This window comes from Ensifer adhaerens (assembly GCF_020035535.1).
In the GTDB taxonomy this organism is placed as follows: domain Bacteria; phylum Pseudomonadota; class Alphaproteobacteria; order Rhizobiales; family Rhizobiaceae; genus Ensifer.
In genome coordinates, this window is sequence record NZ_CP083350.1 from 1,026,588 (window position 1) to 1,047,314 (window position 20,727).

The window sequence follows — 20,727 nt, forward strand, 5'->3', positions numbered from 1 at the left end:
CAAGGTCGACGGCAGTCGCCGGCCGACAGGTGTGAATAGCTAACGGAAGCTTACCCAAAAAGTTTGAATCCAATCTTACCAAGCTGACCCAACTTCACGCACTGGAGGTTGCAATGAGGAGGTCAGATTGCCGCAGGCGTAGAGGGCACGCTCTCAGCCTGCGCTGTGTTCGATCCCAAGCCCGTTCGTTGCCGCCGGCTGCTGCGAAATTCGAGATTGCGGGCAATAGTGTCGTCGAGCGCTCCGGAAGCGTCGGTGATCATTGTCGGCGCAAAATGCGAGCGGAAGCCTTCGCTGACCCGGAACGCCGGCGTGTAAAGCGGCCCGAGCGGCTGGGTCGTCGTGACGTAGGTGAGATTGTCGTCGCTCCCCGAACGCGTCGGCAGGCCATGGCGATGCAGGACCGAGGGAAGCGCGAGGCGCAGGCTGTTGGCGAGCAGATGGATCATCTGCCGGCCGGAAAGCGAGTGGCGGTAGTTGCGATAAAAACCCAGGCAATGGCGCAGGATGCGGACGCGGTTGCCGTCGAGGCGCGATAGCTTGCGCGCAAAGAGGGCCACCTCCCCGAGGCCATCGATCGGACGGGTCATCAAGGTGAACCCATCCATGTCGCGCAGTTTGGCTGAAGGCAGGAAGCGCCGCTCAGCGGCGCATTCATCAAACAACGGCGTGCCGAGCAGCGGGATCGTCAGGCTGAGGAAGGCCGGCAACGGCATGGTGCTTTCGCCGGTAATGAAGGCGAGTTCGTCCTGCATCGCCTGCATCGTCTGCGACGAAGGGTCGAACATCAGGCCATACTGGAAGGCGACGCCGGCTTTGAGGCAAGTCTGGATGGCTTCCAGTTGCGGCACCACCAGGTTCTGCTTCTTCTGATAACGCTTCAACTGCGCTTCGTTTAGCGTCTCGACACCGCTGAAAAGGCCGAGACAGCCGGCCGCGCGCACCGCTTCGAGATTGTCGGGGTCTCGGAAGAAGTCCCCGGTGACGAGGGCTATCCACCCCTGAAACAGCCCCTCTTGCCACAGCGACCGGATCAATTCGAGCTTGGCATGAAAGGCATCCTTGCTGTTGCCGTAAAAGTTGTTGTCGATGAACAGCACGTATTTCTTGGCCGGGACATTGCGCAATTGCGCCTCGATATAGCCGAGGTCGTAGCTGTGATAGCGCCGGTTTTCGGCGGTGAGTGCGCAGAAGCTGCATTTGAAATTGCAGTAGCGGCTCGTCTCGACGTAGCTGACCGGGCCGCCCCAATTGGCAAGGTCGAAGCGCGGCAGGATCGTCTCGGAGACGGCCCATTCGCCGAAGACTTCCCTGATGACCGCCTGCATCTCCTCGACGTCGCCCTCGCAGGCGTAGTCGAAGGTTTCGGCGCTCGAAACCGGCAGATTGCGCACGACCGGTCCGCCCGCGACGATCACGCATCCGGGCGACTTCGTGCGGGCATAGGCGGTCAGGTGGCGCATCCGGTCGAAGGCGGCGGTGACGCCGGTCAGCACCAGCATATCGAGGTCTGCGAACGCCGCCTCTTCGATAAGCGGCCCGTCGTGAAACTCGCTGTAGGCGCGAAGGCTGACCCGATCGCGGGCAAAGGCGCCCGCCAGGAACAGATGTCCGGTTCCCTGTGGAATGAAATCGGGGCGGCCTTCCGGATTTCTCGTCTCGTCGAAATGGGCAAGCACGATCAGGACGCGAGGTACTCGGGACTGGTTCATGCGTGGCCTCCCTCGAACGCAACAATCGGGACATGGGTCGGTGGCTCGGCTTGATGAAGTTGGAGGACCTCGCTCCAGGTGTTTTGGCGAACGGCAAACATCGTCTCCAAAGCCTGCCATGCGGCAACGTCTTTCCGCCCCGCCGGGTGGTGTAACGACGCGAGCGCCACTGCCGGCATCTCCAATCGTATCGCTTCTGCGAAGGCGTATCGTGCGACCCGTTCGGCGCGGCGCTGCTGGCCGCGATGCACGTGCAGGGTCGCCTCGCCGAGCGCTGCCGCCGGGCGGCCGATCGGATAGACGCGGGCAAACCGCTCGAGCTTTCGCAGCACAAGCTGTGCTGCCATGGGGTCGCCGCTATCAGGGTCGCTCGCGACGTCGAACAGGCGGGCAAGGGCCGGCAGGGTCCGCGTCTTCATTGCCGGGTTGAGCGTCTGGCACCAGGAGAATGCGCGTTCGAACCAGGCTTTTGCTTCACCCGTCTTGCCCTGCCGCCGGGCGGCCTCTGCCAGAAGCGATGCGCCCTCGATGCAGTGAACGAGTTCCAGCCCATCGGCCTTGGCGGTGATGATCTGCTTGAGCTCATCGAGATCGGCTTCAATGGCGTTCCATCGGCCAAGCGCCGCATGGCCCCTGAGGCGGCCGAGCAGGCCGCAGCCGAGCACCTGGGTGTCGCCACGTCTGCGACCCTCTTCACAGATACGCTGAACGAGGATCTCCCAGGGTGCGATGCCTTCGAAGGCGGAGGTTAGTAGCCAGGGGCCGGAAATCGTCTCGAGGCCGACGGCCACCTCGCACCAGCGCCGAAGGTCACCGACGGTCGAGGCATTGTTGAGACCGGCCTCGAATGCCTGTTTGCCTTCGCGCCAATGGCCGATGCCGATCTGGTACATGCCCGACAAGAGGTCGACGCGCACGCGCGTTCCCAGCTGATCCACGCGTTCCGAAAGGGCGGCGGCCAAGCGGCTGTAGTGCTCGGCCTGCTTGTGAAGCGGGATGACGCCGCAGATTGCGCCGAGGCTGGCGTAATTGGTGGCGGTCGTCGGTGAGACGTACTTGTTTCTTTCGGCAAGGTTCGTCGCGCGAAGCGTTGCATGGATCAGCCGCAGTTTCTCGCTGGTAAAGTAGTAGATCCGCGTCAGGTCTTCATGCGCCTTTGCCGCGAGCAGGAAGGGATCGGACGGCGATCGTGAGATCTCGCGTTCCAGGATCCAGTCCTTGTCCCCGTGGGTCACGCGACGCCACACCTGTTCGGCAAGATCGAGCACGAGGTGCAGTGCGAGGCCGGCCGAGGTGCGCGGCAGCGGAAGGCCGGAAAGCCGCAAACCTTCCTCATAGGCATTCCTTGCCGCCTCGGCACGCCCGAGATTGAGGCTGGCCTCGCCGAGCAGGAAACAAGCGGCCGCCCGCCGGGTCGGCGTAATCGTGATCGAGAGCTCGCGGGCGGTCTTGAAGAAGCGCTCGATCAGGTCGACGACGGCGGCATTGTCGAACTGGCGCAGGCGCAGCTCGGCGACACGATCCAGGTAGTTGAACGCCAACCTGGCATCGCCGGCGCGTTCCCAATGGCTCAAGATGCGCGGCAGGTTCTCGGCGTTGTCGGGCTGCCCGCTCTCTTCCATCGCCTGCGCGATGGCGCGATGGGCCTCACGGCGCTGTTCCGACAGCATGCTCTCGTAGATCGCCTGGCGGATGACGGCGTGGCTGAAGGTGAAGCGACCCGGGCGATCATCCATGGGCTTGATCAGATGGGCGGCCTGCAGCCGCTCGATGCTGGCTTCGATGTCGAGCGCGTACTTCCTGATCGGCGGAAGCGCCTGCAGTTCGGGTACGGAAAAAGTCGCGCCCATGGCGCTTGCGATCTTCAGCAGGGCCTGAATCTCGGCCGGAAGCTGGTCGGTTCGGGCGATAACGGTGACCTTCGCCGTATTGAGCAGGGTCGCATCGTTCGAGCGGGTTTCGGCGAGCGATAGCGGCGCGGGCGCTTCAGCCGCTTTCGGCAAGCGGCGCTCGCCGATCATCCGGCAGATTTCGCAGATCAGCAGCGGGTTTCCAGCCGATTGGGCATAGACGGCTTCGCCGAAGCCATCGGCGGGCGAATTGCTGCCGATCGAAGCGCGCACGAGCGCGATCGTGCCCTCGAAGTCGAGCGGCAGAAGGTCGAGGGTCTGGGCACCGTTATGATGTTGACCGGTCCACCGAGTCAGGTCCTGTTGCGTCTTGGTCGTCCGCGTCGATACCACGACCGGGATCGGCGCCGTTCCGGAGGCCAGCCGTCCGAGCAATTGGCCGGAGGCCTCGTCGAGCCAATGCACGTCCTCGAGCACGACGACGCCCCGCCCCCAGGAAAGGCTGTCGGTCATCAGGTCGCGCAGCAATTCGCGCAGGCGATGGGAACGCCCGTCGCCCGACATCGCCCGGGTCTCGACCGTGTCGGTCAAGGTCAGGTTGATGGCATCGTTCAGCAGTGGCGCCAGATGTGCGAGTTCCGGGCGATGGGCGAAGAACTGCATCACCTGGTCCGATGCCTCGGGACCGCGCAGGTCGCCGATGCCGAGCAGATCGCGGATCACCCCGCGCCAGGCAAAATAGGGCACGTCGCTTTCGATATCGTCGGCATTGCCGACCAGGACCTGGCTACCATGGTCGCGGCAGTTTTCGACGAAGGCGCGAAGCAGCGCCGATTTCCCGACGCCGGATTCTCCCTTGACGATCATCACGCCGGCGGCCTGCCCCCGGCCGGCGCGCTCCACATAGGCGTTGAGGACCGCCAGTTCGGCGGCCCGGTTGAAAAGAATGGGAGACTTGTTGTCGATCGTCGCGACCGTTTCGGCAATCGGTGCGAAGGCGACGACGCCACCGCGCATGCCGGGCACCCCGAGCGTCCAGGGGCCGGAAAAAGCGATCTGGCCGGCAGTCTCCTTGGCCGTCGCCTGGTCGACGAGGATGCGGCCTGCCGCAACGCTCGCCAGTCGGGCGGCCATGTTCACGGCAGCGCCGACGACAGTATAGTCGGCCCGGTGGATCGTGCCGAGTGCGCCACAGAAGCTCTCGCCGGTGGAGATGCCGGCCGACAGGCCGAGATCCGGTTCGTCGAGTTCGTTTGACAGGCGAAGGGCGGCGATGATCGCCCGACGCGCATTGTCGGCGTGTTTCCTGCCGGGCAGGCCGAAAACGGCGAAGACTTCGAGCCCGCCGGCATGAAGCGCCGTGTGCAGGATCTCGCCACCGGTGCGGCCGACGACGGCAATCGATCGTTCTATGAGCTTGTTCAGCCGATCGAGATCCGTATCGAGATCGCGGCCGACGATATGCACGAACAGCGCCGTCACCGTTCTGAGGTCCGCGAGCCATTCCGAAAGCGGCGACAGCAGGCGGCTGCGCAGCGAAAGCGGCAGGTAGGCCTCAAGCCGGTCAGCCGTCGAGCCCGGCTGCGTGCGCGGCGCCTCCTTCGTGGTCGAGCAGGGCTCTATGCTGTCGAGCCGCGCGGTTCCTTCTCGGTTCGGCCCGCCTTTGGCGCGCTTGCCGACCAGGCGCCACACGGCATCCGAGACGAGAATTTCGCCGGCATCGCTGAGTTGGCCGCAATGGTCGGCCTGGGCCAGGCAGTCGCCGCCGACGATCAGCCAGCGCTGATCGGCGCGCGGCAGCAGGTGCAGCAGCGTGATGGCACCGGCGCCAACCGCGATGCGCAATTGAAGAGCGTCTTCTGGGCTGCCCGGGCCGCCGATTTGTTCGCGGATCCGTTCGGCGCAATAGCAGCTGCGCCAGGCAGTCTGCTCGAGTTCCTCTGGGGAGGGTGCCCGCCAGCCGGCAATCAGGCTGTCGCCCGCGAAACTCAAGACCGTACCGCCATGCTCTTCAATATGGTTGATGAGCTCGCCCATGAAGGCGTTCAGGAGCAGGCTGACGCGCTCCGCGCCGGCGGCACGGTCGCTTTCGGACCATTTGGCCGTCAGGCGGGTGAAGCCGGAAATGTCGGCGAAAAGCAGCGAACCGAGAAAGTCTTCCCGTGCGGGGGCAGCCGATTCCGTCGCTGCCGGGGAGGACCATTGGACCAGGGCTCCGGACAGGTAACGTTGGAATTCATATTTGCCGGCGCCACCAACCACGCAAAATTCTCCCCAAGATTTTAGAGTAACACGCCTCCTGTCTGACTGAAAGACGACTCGCGCTGATCTACGAGATGTCAGTAACGGCAAGTAAATAGCTGTTTCGCGCGGCCTTCGGACGGAGTAATGTTTCCCCGATTGTTCGAGGGGGTCTCGCAACAGGAGGGGACGATGGGGGTCGACTGGGCTGGTCCGGTTGCCGCCGTGACGCGCCGTGATGTCTTGCGGCTGGTTTCGGCGGGCGTGCTTGCAAATGTGCTTTCCGGATGCCGGCATCTGCCTTCGCCCGGCGCCTGCAGTCTCAGTCATCCGATCATCGACGTGCATTGTCATTTCTTCAACGCGGCCGATGTGCCGGTGGAAGGGCTCGTTCGCTACGTGGCGCTGCGTGAGAAGATGCCCGAGAAAAGGCTCTCGGCGAACGCGCAGGAAGCGAAGGGACTGGAAAACGCGCTGGTGGTCTTTCTCGTGACCGCGCTTGGCGACGTCGCGCCCAAAGCCAAGCATGAGCTCGCTGTCCTAAGGAAGGGTGCCCGGCGCATTTCCGACGCCGAACTTGCGCGGCGCAAGGACGAGCAATTGCGTGTCGCGATCAGGGAACTGATCTCGCGCGCCAACGAACAGCGCTCCACATTCTCACGGCGCAGCCTTGGCGAATCCCCCGATTATGACGGCCTGCTGCAGCAACTCGGCGGCACCCCCAATCTGCCGCAGACATTCCAGAGGCGTCTGGACCAGCGGCGTTCGGGCGGCGCCATGAGTGACTCGGAGGTCGATACTCTCGCCAACAACGCAAAGGCGCACGACCAGATCGGCACCTATCTTTCTTTCGTCCGGCTGATGCAGGACTACCGGGAAAACCTGGCCGAGGCCTATATCAAGATCTTCGCGTCCAAATGCCGGCTGTCGCTGATCACGCCGAGTATCCTGGACTTCGACAAATCGCTGCACGGTCGATCATCGCCTCAGCGCGACCAGATCGACGTGATGGACGAGGTCCAGCAGCTCGTCACCAGGAAGCACGGCATCCGCATGCATAGCTTCGTCGGCTTCGATCCGCACCGCGAGGCGCAAAGGCCGGGTTCGTCGCTGGCAAATGTCCAGTATGCGATCATGGAAAAGGGCTTCATGGGCGTCAAGATCTACCCGCCGATGGGCTTCAAGGCATGGGGCAATGCGGATCCGGCGATCGATGCCGCTCTGAAGCGGCTTTACGTCTGGTGCCGCGACAACGATGTGCCGATCATGGCCCATGCGGAAAACAGCATCGGGGCCGGCTGTGGCTACGGCAACCTGGCAAGCCCCGCCTATTGGAAGGATCTGCTCGACACCAACCAGTACGACAAGCTGCGAATCAATCTCGCGCATTTTGGCGCTTTCGACGAAGTCATACGCCCGGGCGCGCCGACGGGCGTAATGGTTTCCTGTGCCCAGGACAAGTTTTCCGGGCCGCCGACCTGGGAGGACATCATCGGCAGGACAATCGACCACGAACGTCGCCCGAACCTTTTTGCGGATCTGAGCTATCTCAGTGAATTGGTCAGCAGCGACGACAAGAATCTTCACGCAGAGATCCGGCAGTTGCTGGACAAATGGCTTGATGACTACGACCCCGACGCCCGTCACCTCATGTTTGGCACCGACTGGTCGATGATGGCGCTGGAAAAAGACTACAACGCCTATGTATCGAGGATTGCCGAGCAACTGACGCTCGCCAGCGTCAGCGACGAGCACCAGCAGAACATCCTCTGGAGAAACGCCTCGCGCTTTCTCGGGATTGACCGACCGGGCAAGACGCGCGACCGCCTCACGGCCTATTGCGACAGGCACGGCCTGGGGTCGGCCTGGCTTTCCGAACTTGCGATTGCCTGAGGCAGCGCCGCGGCGTCAGGTGACCCTGTCGTTTGTCTCGATCAGCGCCACGGCTGCGTGCGTGCGATCCATTCCCGTGTCCGCCCCTCGGGGTCGGCATTCAGCGTGATATCGGTGACGACGGCGGCGCTGTCGGCGCCGTGCTCGAAGACGCCGGCGATCCGCTCGATGTTGAGGCCGCCGATTGCAACGAGCGGCAACGGCTGGACGCGTTCCCGCCAGGCGGAGAGCCGCGGCAACCCCTGCGGATCCCATTTCATCTGCTTCAGGATCGTCGGATAGATCGGCCCGAGGGCAACATAGTCGGGTTTCGCGGCAAGCGCCGTCTCAAGCTCTGCCTCGTCGTGGGTGCTAAGGCCGAGCTTCAGGCCGGCTGCGCGGATCGCGGCAAGATTCGCCTCCGCCAAATCCTCCTGGCCGAGGTGGACGAAGTCGCAGCCTTCGGCAATCGCGAGGCGCCAGTAGTCGTTGACGATAAGCTGGCAGCCATGACGGTCGCAGACTTCCTTGGCGGCACGGATCTCGTCGCGGAGCTCCGCTTCCGGGCGGTCCTTGACGCGAAGCTGCACCAGTTTGACGCCGAGCGGCACCAGCCGCTCGATCCACTTGGCGCTGTCGAGGATGAGGTAGAAGGGGTCGAGTTTCACGCAAACACCGCCTTTCCGATGACGGGGGTGGACGGGACGGCAAAATCGCGTGGTTCCAGCATGCCGGCCTCAAAAGCGTCACGTCCTGCATCGATCGCCCGGGCGAAGGCCGCGGCCATGAGAGCCGGTTTTGTCGCGCCAGCTACGGCGGTGTTCAGCAGGACCGCGTCGAAACCGAGTTCCATCACGATGGTTGCGTGTGAGGGCCGGCCGATGCCGGCATCGACGATCAGCGGCATATCCGGAAAATGCGCCCGCATGGCTCTGAGCGCCGGGATGTTCTGCGGCCCCATGGCGCTGCCGATCGGCGCGCACCAGGGCATCAGCACCTTGCACCCGGCCTCAACGAGGCGCTCGCCGACCACCAGGTCGTCGGTCGTGTAGGGGAAGACCTCGAAGCCCTCGGCGCAGAGAATGCGTGCGGCCTCCACCAGCCCGAATACGTCGGGCTGGAGCGTATCCTGATGGCCAATCACCTCGAGCTTGATCCAGTTCGTGCCGAAGACTTCGCGCGCCATCTTCGCCGTCAGTACCGCTTCCGATACGGAGTGGCAGCCGGCGGTATTCGGCAGCACATGCGCGCCAAGTGACCGGATCAGTTCGAAGAAGGCGGCGCCCTGGCGGCCGCCGGCGGTTTCGCGGCGGAGCGAAACCGTGAGGATCGCGGTCGCAGACGAGCGAACCGCGTCTTCAAGGGCGGCCGGCGAGGGGTAGCGGGCGGTACCCAGAAGCAGGCGCGAGCGCAATTCCTGTCCATAAAGCGTCAGCATGTCTCAGCCTCCCTTCATCGGCGAGAGTATTTCGATCCGGTCGCGATCGTTGAGGGCATGGGCCGAGCGATCCGTCCGATGCACCAGCTCGCCGTTGACGGCGGTGGCAAGCCAGTCGCCTTCAAAGTCGAGTGCGGCCAGAAGTTCGGCAAGGTTCGCGACTGCGAGGTCGTGATCCTCGCCGTTGACGATCAGTTTCATGCGGCATCTCCCTTCAGGTTCCGTGCAAGGGCAAGATCCGCCGCCTCCTCGGCCAGAGCTGGCGAGAGCAGGAAACCGTGGCGGTAAAGCCCATTGAGCGTAACGGTGTTTCCGGCGCGCATGACGCGCGGCAGGTTGTCGGCAAAGGCCGGCCGGACGCCGGTGCCGGTTTCGATAAGCCGCGCTTCGCCAAAGGCCGGGTGCAGCGTGTAGGCCGCGTTCAGGAGTTCCATCAGTGAGCGGGCGGTAATCGGTCCGCCATCGTCCGTTTCGATCATGGTCGCCCCGCACATGAAGAGCCCATCGCCGCGCGGCACGATGTAGAGCGGGATGCGCGGATGGATGAGGCGAACCGGCCGCGACAACTCCACTTCACCCGTCTGCAGATAGAGCATCTCGCCGCGCACGCCGCGCAGGCCGGCGACGGTGCCGATCCGCGAAGCCCCGCTACAGTCGGCGATCATATCGTGGCCGCTGTCGCCATCTGTCTCACCAACGAAGGAAACGCCACGCTCGACCAGCTTTTGCCGCAGCAAGACAAGCGCCCGGCGGGGGTCGAGATGTGCTTCGCCGGGAAAGAACAGCGCCTCTCGGAAGCGCCCGGCAAGCGCCGGCTCCAGCCGCGCGATCGCCTCTGCGTCAAGCCATTCGAAGCCGGACGTGCGCGAAGCGAAGCGTTTGAGTTCGCCGGCATCTCGTGCCGGGGCGACGACGAGCGTGCCGTTGCGCGATACTTCTCCCGGAAGCGCCCGGTCCCACCAGTCGATGGCGCCGATGCCGCGTGTCAGTACCACTTCCTCGGCACTTTCGCGCTCGCACCAGGGCGCCAGCATGCCGCCGGCAAACCAGGATGCTGCCCCGCCGAAGTCCGCCTGCCGCTCGGCAACGGCGACTTCGACGCCGTGACCACTCAGTTCATGCGCCAAGGCCAGTCCGACGACGCCGGCGCCTTTGATCAGAACGCGCATGGTCAATGCGCCCCACTGTGCGGAACCGGCCGCCGGCCCGAAGGATGCAAAGTCGCGATGATGATACGCACTGCACAGGCTCCATAGTTGGAGACCCAGTTCGCGCCGGAGGGATGGAAGGACGCCTTGCCGCGATAGGCTCGCGCGAACGCGAATGCGGCAGCGATGTCTGCACCGTCCCTACGCCAGTATGAACTGGATCAGGTTCAACGGGTCACTGCGCCGCGGAAACCGCCTGGCAGAATCTCAGCCCCTTGCCGGGACACCCCTGGTGAATGCTTCAAACTGAACGGCTGGACCGGATTTTGTCAAGAGCCGTCGATGCGAGCATCACATCGGGTGCCTTCAGCCAAAAATTATCTATAAAAAGGTGGGCGAGATGTAGGTTTTTGAGCGCTTGCGTTGACGTGCAAACTCGCGTCTAGAGATCTGCAGGTATGTTGGGAAAAGGTATATTAAAACAGGATATTACTCGGTGGTTGTTGCCATAACCGGTTCAACTTACCGAAGCGGAAGACCGTGGCATTCGTCCTCCTCGTATCGCCTAATGGGTCAAGTTGGCGCAGTCAAGGATTGCATGTGTGCGCATATAGCTACTTTAAAGTGGTTGTCGTGTTCCGTGTTCGAGAAAATTATAGATAATTATGGATTCTATCTATTTTGCTGGTCCGCCAATGGGGAAACGAACACACATGCTCGACGTAAACAGTTCGACCGAGTCGACTTCGGTCGCCGCCAAAGCCACCGAGCCGCGTTGGATTCTGGCCGATGCACAAAAAATCTATAATCTGCCGTTCAACGACCTCCTCTATCGCGCGCAGTCCACTCACCGCGCCACGTTCGACCCCAATGCCATCCAGATGAGCCGCCTGCTGTCGATCAAGACCGGCGGCTGCGCCGAGGACTGCGGCTACTGCAGCCAGTCCGCGCATTACCCGACCGGGCTCAAGGCGTCGAAATTGATGGAGGTAGAGCGGGTTCTTGCGGAAGCGAGGAAGGCGAGGGATGGCGGCGCGACACGTTACTGCATGGGTGCGGCCTGGCGCAGCCCGAAGGAGCGCGACATGGAGGCGATCGTCGCCATGATCAGCGGCGTGCGGGCACTCGGGATGGAGACCTGCATGACCTTGGGCATGCTGACTCCGGAACAATCCGGGCGGCTCGCCGACGCCGGGCTCGATTACTACAACCACAATGTCGACACGTCGGAGCGCTTCTACGGCGAAATCATCACCACCCGCAGCTTCGCCGACCGGTTGGAGACGCTCGCCAATGTCCGCGACGCCGGCATCAAGGTCTGCGCCGGTGGTATTCTCGGTATGGGCGAGACGGCAGACGACCGGATCTCGATGCTGGTGACGCTCGCCAATCTGCCGGTGCCGCCGGAAAGCGTGCCGATCAACATGCTGATCCCGATCCCGGGCTCGAAGCTCGCCGATGCCGCACCTGTCGATCCGATCGATTTCGTCCGCACTATCGCGCTGGCGCGCATCCTGATGCCGCAGTCGCATGTCCGGCTTTCCGCCGGTCGCACCGAAATGAGCGACGAGACACAGGCGCTCTGTTTCTTTGCCGGCGCCAATTCGATCTTCGTGGGCGAGACGCTGCTCACGGCCGATAATCCCCGGGAGGATCACGACGCGTCCCTGTTCCGCCGCCTGGGGCTGAAGCCGATGGCACTTGCGGCAAAAAAGGACGCGGCCGAATGACTGTGGCGGCCCTTCTCACGCGTCACGAGAAGACGCTTTCCGGCCTCGAACGAAAGGGGCGCCGACGCGAACTTGTCGTCGGCGGTGGTATGGATTTCACCTCCAACGACTACCTCGCGCTTGCCGGATCGCCGCGCCTGAAGGCGGCAATCGCCGCAGCGATCGAGCGCGGCGTGCCGGTCGGCTCCGGCGGCTCGCGGCTGTTGCGCGGCAACCATGGGGAGCACGTGGCACTGGAGGCGGAGGCAGCGGCGTTCTTCGGCGTGCCGCGAACGCAGTACTTCGCCAGCGGCTATGCCGCCAACGCCGCCCTCTTTTCGACGTTACCGCAGCGCGACGATATCATCGTCCACGATGCCCTGATCCATGCGAGTGCTCGCGAGGGTATTGCCGCAAGCAAGGCGGTCGCAGGCGCCGCCACGCACAACGATGTCGACGCTTTCGCCGATAAGATCAGCCAGTGGCGGAAGGCGGGCGGCACGGGGCATCCGTGGATTGCCGTCGAAAGCCTCTATTCCATGGACGGCGACCGGGCGCCGCTTGCAGATCTCGCCGCGCTCGCAGAACGGCACGATGGCTTTCTGGTGGTCGACGAGGCACATGCGACCGGCGTCTTCGGGCCGGACGGCCGCGGAGTGACGGCCGAATTGGAAGGTCGGGAAAATCTCGTGGTGCTGCACACCTGCGGCAAGGCGCTCGGGGTTTCCGGCGCGCTCATTGGCGGAAGTGCGGTGCTTTGCGACTACCTCGTCAATCGTGCCCGCAACTTCATCTATTCAACCGCGCCGTCGCCGTTGATCGCGGCCGCCGTCCGCGAAGCGCTGGCAATGCTGGTGGATGAGCCGCAGCGCCGGGAAGAGTTCGACAGCCTCAGGGCCTTCGCCAATCAGGCGCTTGCCGAAACGCTTGGCATCGAAGGCAGCGGCTCGCAGATCCTTCCGGTTATTGTGGGAGATAACGGCCGCGCCGTGCGGATTGCCGCGCGGATGCGCGTCGAAGGTTTCGATATCAGGGCGATCCGTCCGCCGACCGTTCCCGAGGGGACTGCGCGGCTTCGGATCGCGATCACGTTGAATGTCGACCGGCCGATGATCACGCGCATGCTGGAGCGTTTGAAGGTGGCGATGGCGGAGGAGCGGCCATGACGCCCCGTTTCATCATAACCGGCACGGATACCGGTATCGGCAAGACCCTGTTCTCCGCAGCGCTGACCGATGCGCTTTGCGGCTGCTACTGGAAGCCGGTGCAGTCGGGTCTCGACGAAGAGACCGACAGCGAGGCAGTAGCCCGGCTCGGTCGGATCCCGCCCGAGCGCATCCTGCCCGAGGCCTACAGGCTCAGAACGCCGGCATCGCCACACCTCTCGGCGCGTATCGACGCTGTGTCGATCGCGCCTGAGAGCCTCCTACCGCCGGTGGTGAACAGACCGCTGGTCATTGAAGGCGCAGGCGGCCTCTTGGTGCCGCTCACCGAGAAAACGGTCTTTGCCGATCTGTTCGCACGCTGGCAAATCCCGGTGATCCTTTGCGCTCGCACCGGGCTCGGCACGATCAATCACACGCTGCTATCGCTCGAGGCGCTGCGCCGCCGTGCGATCCCGGTCCTGGGTGTCGCCTTCGTCGGCGACGAGCAGGCGGATAGCGAGGCGATCATCGCCGCGCTGGGGGCAGTTCGGCGTCTGGGTCGGCTGCCGCGGCTCGATCCGTTGACGCCGGATCGCCTGCGGCAAGCCTTTCGCGACAATTTCGACCTCGACGATATTAAGCAGGTGCCGGCATGAGAACGTCTGCAGTCTGGTATCCCTTCACCCAGCATGCGCTGGAGCCGGCAATGCGACGCGTCGCCCGGACCGAGGGTGCCTATCTCATTGACGAGGACGGCGCGCCGATCCTCGATGCGATCTCGTCCTGGTGGGTCGTCACCCACGGTCACCGCCATCCGGCGATCATGGAAGCGGTCCGCCTGGCCACGGAAACCCACGACCAGGTCATCTTCGCGGAATATACCCACGCCCCGGCGGAAGAACTGGCGAGCGGGCTGATCGATATCGCCCCCAAAGGGCTTGCCCATGTGTTCTATTCCGACAGCGGCTCGACGGCGGTCGAAGTTGCGTTGAAGATGGCGCTCGGTTTCTTCCACAATCTCGGCCGGCCGCGAAACCGCATCTGCGTGCTCGAACACGGCTATCACGGCGACACGATCGGTACGATGTCGGCCGGGGAAAGGGGCGTCTTCAACGCGCCTTACGCGCCGCTGCTTTTTGCCGTCGATCGGCTGCCGTTTCCGGAGGCCGGCCGGGAGCAGGCGACGCTCGATGCCTTCGAGGCAGCCTGTGCCTCTGGCGCGGTGGCCGCCCTGTTGATCGAGCCACTGCTCCTCGGCGCCGGCGGCATGAAGACCTACCCGGCGTCAGTGCTTTCCGAACTGAAACGAATCGCCGAGCGCCACGGCAGCCTGCTGATCGCCGACGAAGTGATGACCGGATGGGGACGGACTGGCAGTCTGTTTGCCTGCGAACAGGCCGGGATCACGCCCGATATCCTCTGCACGTCCAAGGGGCTGACCGGTGGTGCGCTGCCGCTGGCGGCGACGCTTTCAACGGCCGAAATCTTCGAGGCCCATCTCTCGAGCGATCGGCGCAAGACGTTCTTCCATTCGAGTTCCTATACGGCCAACCCGATCGCCTGCGCTGCGGCGCTCGCCAATCTCACCGTCTGGAAGGAGGAGCCAGTGCGGGAACGTATCGATGCCTTAAGCGAACGGCAGCGTCGGCATGCCGCTCACTATGCCGAGGATCGCCGCTTCAGCGACGTCCGCCAACTCGGAACGATTGCCGCGCTGGACCTCAAGGTGCCCGAGGGTGGCTATCTCGCTGAAGTTGGCCCGCGGCTCAGGGCCTTCTTTCGCGAACGGCGTTTGCTGATCCGCCCGCTCGGCAATGTCATCTATCTGATGCCGCCCTATTGCGTCACCGAAGCCGAGCTCACACAAGCCTTTGGCGCAATCGACGAGGCGGCGTCGCTTATCGCGGCGGGGCGGCTGTGAGCGCCGCCCGGTCATCCCGCCTTGTCGGCTTCGGCCATGCGGTGCCGGCGCGGCGTATCGCAAACGCCGAGATCGAAAAGAAGCTCGGTCTCGAGCCCGGCTGGATCGAACGTCGCACCGGCATTCGCGAGCGGCGCTGGGTAGAGGACGGCGAGACGCTGACGGGCTTGGCGTCGATCGCCGGGGCTGCGGCGCTCGACAATGCAGGCGTTTCGCGGGGCGATATCGCCCTGACCTTGCTCGCGACCTCGACGCCCGATCATCTCCTGCCGCCCTCCGCACCCTTGCTTGCCCACCGTCTCGGGCTCACCCGTTCCGGTGCGATTGATCTGGCTGGTGCGTGTTCGGGCTTTCTCTATGCTCTGACGCTCGCCGACGGCTTCGTGCGAGCACAGGGAAAGCCGGTCCTGGTGGTGGCGGCCAACATCCTCAGCCGGCGGATCAATCCAGCGGAAAGGGCAAGCGCCGTGCTCTTTGCCGATGCGGCAGGTGCGGTCGTCGTGGCCCCGTCCGCTGATCCGCAGACCGGCCTCCTTGGCGTCGATCTCGCGGCGGACGGCAGCCGCTACGACCTGATCTCCATCGCCGCCGGCGGTAGCAGCCTGCCGTTCTCTGCGGACCTGCGGCCGCAGGATTTCCTGATGACGATGCGCGACGGGCGGGAGATGTTCACCCGGGCGGTGGAGATGATGGCGCAATGTGCCAGCCGCGCTCTGGATGCCGCCGGCTGCAGTTCCCAGGAGATCGACCGGTTCGCGCCGCATCAGGCCAACGCCCGGATATTCGACGCCGTCTGCGATCGCCTTGCCATTGCGCCGGCAAGAACCGTGCGCACCATCGCTGACTACGGCAACTCATCCGCCGCGACGATCCCGCTGTCGCTATCGCTGGCGCATGAAAAGCGCCCGTTCGCTCCGGGCGAGAAAGTGCTGCTGACGGCAGCGGGCGCCGGCCTCACCGGAGGCGCAGTGCTGCTCGGCTTCTAGTCCGGTGGGAGATGCGGTCCGCATACGCTTTCCGCATCCTGCCCTAAGCAGCCGGGACACCGTCACGTGCCGAGACCTTGACCCAGGCGGCTCCGGTCTGGCCGTGGTGGAAGCCGTTGGAAAACGGTACGTCGGGATAGGTGGAGGCGAGCCGGGCAAGGCTTTCGCTGGTGGAGCACCGGCCAGTGATCGCATCGTCGTATATTTGTGCGACCGCGACCATGTCGCAGTCCTGCGGCGATAGCCGGATGCGCGATACGCCAGCGGCAGCCAGTTCCGGCAGCTCCTGCATCAGCGCCTGGCAGGTGTGCGACATGGTCTGCACGCCGTTCAGCGACAGGAAGGGCTGCCGGTCGAGCGTCTCGACGGTCAGGCCGTCCGTATCCTCACCGCAGATGAACTGGCAATTGTCCTTGATCAGCCCCTTGGAACGGGCATGGGCGCAGCGCGCCGAGATCGCCAGCGGCACGCGACCGAAAGCGAAGACCTCGAAGGCAACGCCGGGGTTCTCGGCAATGATGCCGCGCACCGATGCCATCGGCAGTTCCGGCGGCAGACAGATGCTCGTCGCGCCCCTCGAAGCCAGGAGCCGGGCGGTCGCGCCGTTATAGACGTTGACCAGCGGCCCGATCGAATGCGGCCTGCCGGCAAGCAGATGCAGCGCGGATAGGTCATTGGCTTCGATCGGATGCGTGCTGTCGCGCACCAATCCGCGCACCAGCTGGCTTTCGCGTTCCAGCGTCACCAGCGCAAGCGAGGCGAGGCTCACCTGTTTGCCGGCATTCTCCAGCCGTTCGATGACCTCGCCGACATGCGGCTCGATGAAATGCAGCCGCTTCGAGCAGACGGCCTCGCCGATCGTGACGTGGGCGATCGGCGCTTCGTCGGCGATGCGGAAATAGAAGTCGCGCCATTTGGGGCCATCCCAGAGATAATAGACCGGGCCGAGGCTCAAGGTGGGTTTGGATGGGCTTGTCGATATGGTCATGGGCCGATTACCTCCAGCGCTTTTCATAGGCGCCTGTTGTCGTCTTCTGGCCTTCGCTGAGCGCCTTCAGCCGCGACACCAAGGCAGGTCGCTCGGCGGCGCCGGCGGTCAGTGCCCGCCGCATGACCGAGACGACCTCGGCGACGTAGGCCTTACCGCGCTGCCGGCCCTCGATCTTCAGCGCGCTGACGCCGGCGCTCCGTAGCGCATCGATATGGTCCATGACGTCGAGCGAAACCGGATCTTCGAAGGCATAGCCGCGCTCCTCGGCAATGTCGAAACGGCCCTTGCAGAGCGTCGGATAGCCGGCAGCTTCGCCTGCCGGGAAGCGGTTGATGGTGTAATCTCCGAGCTCGGACACCAGATCGCGTCCGTCCTGGCGATAGCGCACATGGCTTGCGGGCGAGCAGACACCGTTCATGTTGGGCGACTTGCCGGTGGCGTAGGAAGAGAGTGAACAGCGCCCCTCGGCCATGACGCAGAGGCCGCCGAAGGCAAAGACTTCGATCTCGCAATCAATCTGCCTGGCAAGGCGGGCGATGTCGGCGATCGTCAGCGTGCGCGGCAGCACAACGCGTTTTGCCGCGAAGGCCTCGACGAGGAAGCGCACGGCATCGGCGTTCGAGGCCGAGGCTTGCACGGAGACATGCAGCCGCTGGTGGGGATGGCGTTCGACCGTATAGGCCATCAGGCCGAAATCGGCGAGGATGACGGCATCGGCACCAAGCGCCACGGCGTCATCCACCGCCTGATGCCAGAGCGTCTCCTGGCCGGCGCGCATGAACGTATTGATCGCGACGAAGGTCATCACCTTGCGCTGTTTGGCATAGGCGATGGCCGTTCGGAGTTCGTCTCGGGAGAAGTTCAGGCCGGGAAAATTGCGGGCGTTCGTCTCGTCGCGAAAGCCGCAATAGACCGCGTCGGCGCCGGCATCGACGGCTTCGCGGAAGGCGGCAGGCGTGCCGGCGGGGCAGATCAGTTCCATTGGGGCGCCTCCTCCTTGAGAACACGGCCAAGCGCGCGCTCGCGGATCTGTTCTCCAGCTCGACGCACGAGCGGCGCCAGCGGCCCGGCCATGTCGGCGAGATCGCTTGGAAGGTTGATCTCGCAATCGTCGAGCGCGTTGCGCAGCGCCAGCATTGCCTCCATGTCGCCGCTGACGGCAAGATCGCGCGAGAAGAAGACGGCGTCGCCGTCGATGCGGCCCTCGAGCAGCGCCAGAAGCAGCACGAGTTCGCCTTCCATGCAGGCATCGGAAACCGGCGCGCGCTCCTTGCGATGCACGGAGATGCGCGGCACGGCCGGTTCGACAAGGAAGCCGATCGGCAGGTCCGACGGCAGGAAGGCGTAGCGCTTGGCTGCGTGATCCGCGAGACGGTCGAAGAGGCCGGGATGGGTCTCGATCACGCGGGCAAAGACGCGTTGCACCAGGCTTTCGATGGCGATGATGGGAACGAAGTTGAGGGGTACGGTGATCGCGAGGGGAAGTGTCATGACGACCTGTGGGACTACCTCTGCAGGGAGAATCGGACGATGCGCCGCATGCTAGTCGCCCGGGGCGGCGGGTTGTTTGCGCCACGTCAAAGACAAGGGCCATTCGCCGCCACAAACAGGTTCCATGAACAGGACCTTCCGCCCGTCCCAGGGCTTTGCAACGCTTCAGGATTTTGTCGACGCGCTCGAGCGCGAAGGCGATCTGAAGCGTATTTCGCGGCCGGTGTCGCTGGTGCATGAGGTGACCGAAATCCACCGCCGCGTGCTTGCCGCCGACGGGCCGGCGCTTCTCTTCGAGCGGCCGGTCGATGCGACGGGCGCCGCACATTCGATCCCGCTTCTGACTAATCTCTTCGGGTCGGAACGCCGGATCGAGCGTGGTTTCGGCCTGGCGCCGGGTGGGCTCGATGCACTTGCCGGCGAACTTGCGGAACTGCGCGATCCGAGAGCGCCGCAGTCGCTGCGCGACGCCTGGGACCGGCTGCCTCTGCTCCGATCGGCGATGTACATGCGGCCGCGAAAGGTAACGCGCGCACTCTGTCAGGAGGTCGTCTGGCGCGATCAGGAAATCGACCTCGGACGTCTGCCGGTTCAATGGTGCTGGCCGGGTGAGCCGGCGCCGCTCATCACCTGGCCGCTGGTGATCACGCGCGCGCCGGATGATCCGCTCGATGTCAATGTCGGGATCTATCGCATGCAGGTGCTGGGGGCCGATCGCGCCATCGTGCGCTGGCTCGCCCACCGCGGCGGCGCCCGCCACCATCGTCTGTGGCAACGCCTCGGTCAGGACATGCCGATCGCGGTCGTCATCGGCGCCGACCCGGCGACGATTCTTTCTGCGGTCATGCCGCTGCCCGATGGCTTGAGCGAGCTGAATTTCGCAGGGCTGCTTCGGCGCGGCAGGACGCAACTCGTGAAGGCGAAAACCGTGCCGCTTTCGGTGCCGGCCAATGCGGAGATCGTGCTGGAGGGGACGGTCTCAGCGAGCGAGACCGCGGAGGAGGGCCCCTATGGCGATCACACCGGCTATTATAATTCGGTGGAGCCGTTCCCGGTCATGCGTTTGTCGGCGATCACCATGCGTCGGACTCCGCTCTATCTTTCCACCTATACCGGCCGGCCGCCGGACGAGCCTTCGCGGCTCGGAGAGGCGATGAACAGGCTGTTCGTGCCGCTGGTTCGCAAGCAGTTTCCCGAGATATCCGACCTCTATCTGCCACCCGAAGCCTGCTCTTACCGGGCCATGGTTGTCGCGATCGACAAGCGTTATCCCGGACAGGCCAAGCGCGTGATGATGGGGCTATGGTCTGTCCTGCCGCAGTTCAGCTACACCAAGCTGATCATCGCCGTCGACCCGGATATCGACGTGCGCAACTGGTCCGATGTGATGTGGGCTCTTGCGACCCGCTTCGATGCCAGCCGCGACGTGACCGTGATCGAGGGGACGCCGATCGACTATCTCGACTTCGCGTCGCCGCGCTCCGGCCTCGGCGGCAAGCTCGGGCTCGACGCCACCAACAAGATCGGCACCGAGACCGACCGCGAATGGGGACGCGTTCTGGAGATGTCACCCGAGGTCATTGGTCAGGTCGATGCGATCTGGGCCGGTCTCGGGCTTGGAGGGCTGACGCGATGAACCGGTTGAAGATCGTCCTCGGCGTTACCGGCGCTTCAGGCGCTGCGATTGCCGTTCGCATCGCCGAGCGTCTCGGCGAAATCGAAAGCGTCGAGCTGCATCTCGTCCTGTCGCCGGCGGCGCACCGCACGCTCGCGCATGAGGTTGGCGCAGAGGCACTTCCCTCCCTGTTGCGTAAGGCTGCGCGAACCTATGACCACGCCGATATCGGCGCGGCGATTGCGAGTGGGTCGTTTTCGACGGCCGGCATGATCGTGGCGCCGTGCTCCATGCGTACACTCGCGGCGATCTCTGCCGGCATGGCCGATAACCTCGTGGTCCGCGCAGCCGACGTGCATCTGAAGGAGCGGCGCCGATTGGTTCTGATGGCGCGCGAAACGCCGCTGCATCTCGGTCACCTGCGCAACATGTGCGCCGTCACGGAAATGGGGGCGATTATCATGACGCCGGTGCCGGCCTTCTATCATCGGCCTGAAACCGTCGAGGCCATCGTCGACCATCTGGCGGCCCGGGCGATCGACCTGCTGGCGCTGCCGATCACACCGCTGGCGAAGGCCTGGCAGGGTGAGGACCAAAAATCATCGTGA

17 protein-coding genes and 1 riboswitch are annotated in these 20,727 nt (G+C 64.2%); of the genes, 8 read left to right on the forward strand and 9 right to left on the reverse strand.

The features are described 5' to 3' along the window. Positions 1–122 precede the first annotated feature (122 nt). Positions 123–1,712, reverse strand: coding sequence for a B12-binding domain-containing radical SAM protein (locus LAC81_RS25115; RefSeq protein ID WP_223729858.1), 1,590 nt, complete (start codon positions 1,710–1,712; stop codon positions 123–125). Then, positions 1,709–5,824, reverse strand: coding sequence for an AAA family ATPase (locus LAC81_RS25120; RefSeq protein ID WP_223729859.1), 4,116 nt, complete (start codon positions 5,822–5,824; stop codon positions 1,709–1,711). The genes LAC81_RS25115 and LAC81_RS25120 overlap by 4 nt, the downstream gene beginning before the upstream one ends. Positions 5,825–5,995: 171 nt before the next feature. On the opposite strand from LAC81_RS25120, the gene LAC81_RS25125 reads away from it, so the two are divergent. Continuing rightward, positions 5,996–7,696: an amidohydrolase family protein gene (locus LAC81_RS25125; protein ID WP_223729860.1), complete on the forward strand. Its 1,701-nt coding sequence runs from the start codon at positions 5,996–5,998 to the stop codon at positions 7,694–7,696. A 41-nt stretch (positions 7,697–7,737) separates the two neighbouring features. Here LAC81_RS25125 and LAC81_RS25130 read toward each other — a convergent pair whose 3' ends face one another. From LAC81_RS25130 to thiO, 4 genes are read right to left on the reverse strand one after another with little or no spacing between them, the layout of a single operon-like run. Beyond that, positions 7,738–8,343, reverse strand: coding sequence for a thiamine phosphate synthase (locus LAC81_RS25130; protein WP_223729861.1), 606 nt, complete (start codon positions 8,341–8,343; stop codon positions 7,738–7,740). Continuing rightward, positions 8,340–9,113: a thiazole synthase gene (locus tag LAC81_RS25135; RefSeq protein ID WP_223729862.1), complete on the reverse strand. Its 774-nt coding sequence runs from the start codon at positions 9,111–9,113 to the stop codon at positions 8,340–8,342. The genes LAC81_RS25130 and LAC81_RS25135 overlap by 4 nt, the downstream gene beginning before the upstream one ends. Positions 9,114–9,116: 3 nt before the next feature. After that, the gene (gene thiS / locus LAC81_RS25140; RefSeq protein ID WP_113538297.1) at positions 9,117–9,314 is read right to left on the reverse strand and encodes a sulfur carrier protein ThiS; all 198 of its coding nucleotides are present in this window, start codon (positions 9,312–9,314) and stop codon (positions 9,117–9,119) included. Beyond that, on the reverse strand, positions 9,311–10,282 hold the full coding sequence (gene thiO, locus LAC81_RS25145) for a glycine oxidase ThiO (protein WP_223729863.1): 972 nt from the start codon (positions 10,280–10,282) through the stop codon (positions 9,311–9,313). Before thiO ends, thiS begins: the two co-directional genes overlap by 4 nt. Before the next feature lie 159 nt (positions 10,283–10,441). Further along, positions 10,442–10,562: riboswitch (TPP riboswitch) on the reverse strand. Positions 10,563–10,974: 412 nt separating this feature from the next. On the opposite strand from thiO, the gene bioB reads away from it, so the two are divergent. The 5 genes from bioB to LAC81_RS25170 are packed head-to-tail and all read left to right on the forward strand — an operon-like array spanning position 10,975 to position 16,022. Next, positions 10,975–11,991, forward strand: a complete 1,017-nt coding sequence (gene bioB / locus LAC81_RS25150; protein WP_223729864.1) for a biotin synthase BioB — start codon at positions 10,975–10,977, stop codon at positions 11,989–11,991. Then, positions 11,988–13,136, forward strand: a complete 1,149-nt coding sequence (locus LAC81_RS25155) for an 8-amino-7-oxononanoate synthase (protein ID WP_223729865.1) — start codon at positions 11,988–11,990, stop codon at positions 13,134–13,136. The genes bioB and LAC81_RS25155 overlap by 4 nt, the downstream gene beginning before the upstream one ends. Further along, on the forward strand, positions 13,133–13,771 hold the full coding sequence (gene bioD / locus LAC81_RS25160) for a dethiobiotin synthase (RefSeq protein ID WP_223729866.1): 639 nt from the start codon (positions 13,133–13,135) through the stop codon (positions 13,769–13,771). The genes LAC81_RS25155 and bioD overlap by 4 nt, the downstream gene beginning before the upstream one ends. Then, on the forward strand, positions 13,768–15,036 hold the full coding sequence (locus tag LAC81_RS25165) for an adenosylmethionine--8-amino-7-oxononanoate transaminase (protein ID WP_223729867.1): 1,269 nt from the start codon (positions 13,768–13,770) through the stop codon (positions 15,034–15,036). Before bioD ends, LAC81_RS25165 begins: the two co-directional genes overlap by 4 nt. Continuing rightward, positions 15,033–16,022 (forward strand): beta-ketoacyl-ACP synthase III, encoded by a 990-nt coding sequence (locus LAC81_RS25170; protein WP_223729868.1) that lies wholly within the window; start codon positions 15,033–15,035, stop codon positions 16,020–16,022. Before LAC81_RS25165 ends, LAC81_RS25170 begins: the two co-directional genes overlap by 4 nt. Positions 16,023–16,065: 43 nt before the next feature. On the opposite strand, the gene ubiV is transcribed toward LAC81_RS25170, so the two are convergent. From ubiV to ubiT, 3 genes are read right to left on the reverse strand one after another with little or no spacing between them, the layout of a single operon-like run. Continuing rightward, positions 16,066–17,010 carry a ubiquinone anaerobic biosynthesis protein UbiV gene (gene ubiV, locus LAC81_RS25175; RefSeq protein ID WP_223729869.1) on the reverse strand — a complete coding sequence of 315 codons (945 nt, stop codon included), beginning with the start codon at positions 17,008–17,010 and terminating at the stop codon, positions 16,066–16,068. Between the two features lie 7 nt (positions 17,011–17,017). After that, positions 17,018–17,995 carry a ubiquinone anaerobic biosynthesis protein UbiU gene (gene ubiU, locus LAC81_RS25180; protein ID WP_223729870.1) on the reverse strand — a complete coding sequence of 326 codons (978 nt, stop codon included), beginning with the start codon at positions 17,993–17,995 and terminating at the stop codon, positions 17,018–17,020. Next, a complete protein-coding gene (gene ubiT / locus LAC81_RS25185) occupies positions 17,986–18,504 on the reverse strand; it encodes a ubiquinone anaerobic biosynthesis accessory factor UbiT (protein ID WP_223729871.1) in 519 nt (172 codons plus the stop codon). Before ubiT ends, ubiU begins: the two co-directional genes overlap by 10 nt. Before the next feature lie 124 nt (positions 18,505–18,628). On the opposite strand from ubiT, the gene LAC81_RS25190 reads away from it, so the two are divergent. Further along, entirely contained in the window at positions 18,629–20,140 is a 1,512-nt protein-coding gene (locus LAC81_RS25190; RefSeq protein ID WP_223729872.1) for a UbiD family decarboxylase, read from the forward strand. Then, the gene (locus tag LAC81_RS25195; RefSeq protein ID WP_223729873.1) at positions 20,137–20,727 is read left to right on the forward strand and encodes a UbiX family flavin prenyltransferase; all 591 of its coding nucleotides are present in this window, start codon (positions 20,137–20,139) and stop codon (positions 20,725–20,727) included. The genes LAC81_RS25190 and LAC81_RS25195 overlap by 4 nt, the downstream gene beginning before the upstream one ends.